This is a genomic window from Virgibacillus sp. DJP39, assembly GCF_049310925.1.
Taxonomy (GTDB): domain Bacteria; phylum Bacillota; class Bacilli; order Bacillales; family Amphibacillaceae; genus Virgibacillus_F.
Genome location: NZ_JBMERP010000177.1, coordinates 1 through 1,516 on the forward strand (window position 1 = coordinate 1; position 1,516 = coordinate 1,516).

General features: G+C 37.0%; 1 protein-coding gene. It reads right to left on the reverse strand.

Annotation, left to right across the window (positions count from 1 at the left end):
- Positions 1-216: 216 nt before the first annotated feature.
- Positions 217-1,443, reverse strand: a complete 1,227-nt coding sequence (locus ACOI1D_RS21610) for an ISL3 family transposase (protein ID WP_422504257.1) — start codon at positions 1,441-1,443, stop codon at positions 217-219.
- Positions 1,444-1,516: the final 73 nt, after the last annotated feature.

Genomic DNA, 1,516 nt, shown 5'->3' on the forward strand with positions numbered 1-1,516 from the left:
GGCTCTTCGTCATTAACGATGATTTTATAGAAAAATTCATAGTCTAGTATTTTAATAAATTCAAAAACCGGACAAGGGAATGAGTTCAATTGCTCGCTCAACATTCTCCACCTGTTACATGAATAATCCCCAGATAAGTGGGTAAACTAATTCATGGACAAGGGAATGGGTTCGGTTGCGAGCGAAGCATGGCTCCATACTGTTACTCATTCTTTTTTATTGTTTCAATGAAAAATTCAGTTTTCCAGCGAGTAAATAAATCATGGCGACAATGTTCTTATCTGAACGGTAGCCTCTTGCTTTACGTTTTGCTGCTTGGAATAGGCTGTTAGTACCTTCAAGCAGTCCATTGGTCAACTTGGTGTTAAACCATTGAACCACGCCGTCATAATGTTTATGAAGCATTTTTGCCACGTCTACCATAGGTTTTAGTCGACAACGTCTCCCCCATTGGATCCAATCTGTCAGTGCCATTGGTCCGATTTCAGAAGGGTAATTATATATTTCTTGAAGGCTAATACGCATACGATAGGCTTTGGCAGTTTCCAAATCAGAGTCTTTTAACCGGTCGAGATTTTCCTTTTGTCTTTTGGTTAGATTTTTTTCGTTTTTTAACCACATATAGCGAGTGTTTTTTAAATCTATACTACTTTTACGCTCATTTCGACGTACTAGGTCTACTGCTTCATTTGCAGTCTGAATCACGTGAAATTTATCAAAGGTAATAGACGCATTTGGGAAGTGTTCTGTAGCTCCTTTAATAAAGGCTGGTGACATATCCATACAAACTTCCGTTACTTTATCAGCACTTCCACCATGGGATTCTAAATGTTCTTTACACGCTTCCCATGTGCTGGAATCCTTACCCTTTGTAACATGTATAACGTTTTTTTCTTGAGGATCCATAAAAATGGTTACGTAGTTATGTCCTTTTTTAGCAGATGTTTCATCGGTACTAATCATTGTTACATGCGATAAGTCCTGAGCCGCAATAGCTTGGTCCACATAGTAATGGAGAATACGCCATAATTGTGTATCGTGTTCTTTAACGAGACGACTAATTGCGTTCATTGGCATATCCTTAGCCATTGTAATAATCCAAGCATCAAATAATAAAGTAAAGTTTGAGCGTAACTTGATAGCCCAAGGTACGTGAACTCGACGAATTTTACCACACTTTTGGCAATCCGTACGGGGTAACTCAGCGTGAATATAACAAGGATATTCAAAAAAATTCAAATGTCTCCATGTACGGTTATAGTCTGCAATATCATGAACTTTCTGATGTTCTTCATTACAATTGGAACAACTAAAAGTAGCTCCTTTAGGAAAAGAAATATAACAATCTAACTGTTCCTTTTTTTCATCAAATGCACAGCTTTCAATGTACCATGGCTCAGGAATATGAAAGACATTATCAATATCTTGAACTTTAATAATCATAATTTATCACCCTCTGATTCTATTAGTAGAATCTAGTATTGACGGGTTAAATTATTTTAAACAGCGAAGAAGC

Excerpts from the sequence above, each read along its gene's own strand:
- ACOI1D_RS21610 (WP_422504257.1), bottom strand. The coding sequence starts at position 1,443 with ATGATTATTAAAGTTCAAGATATTGATAATGTCTTTCATATTCCTGAG.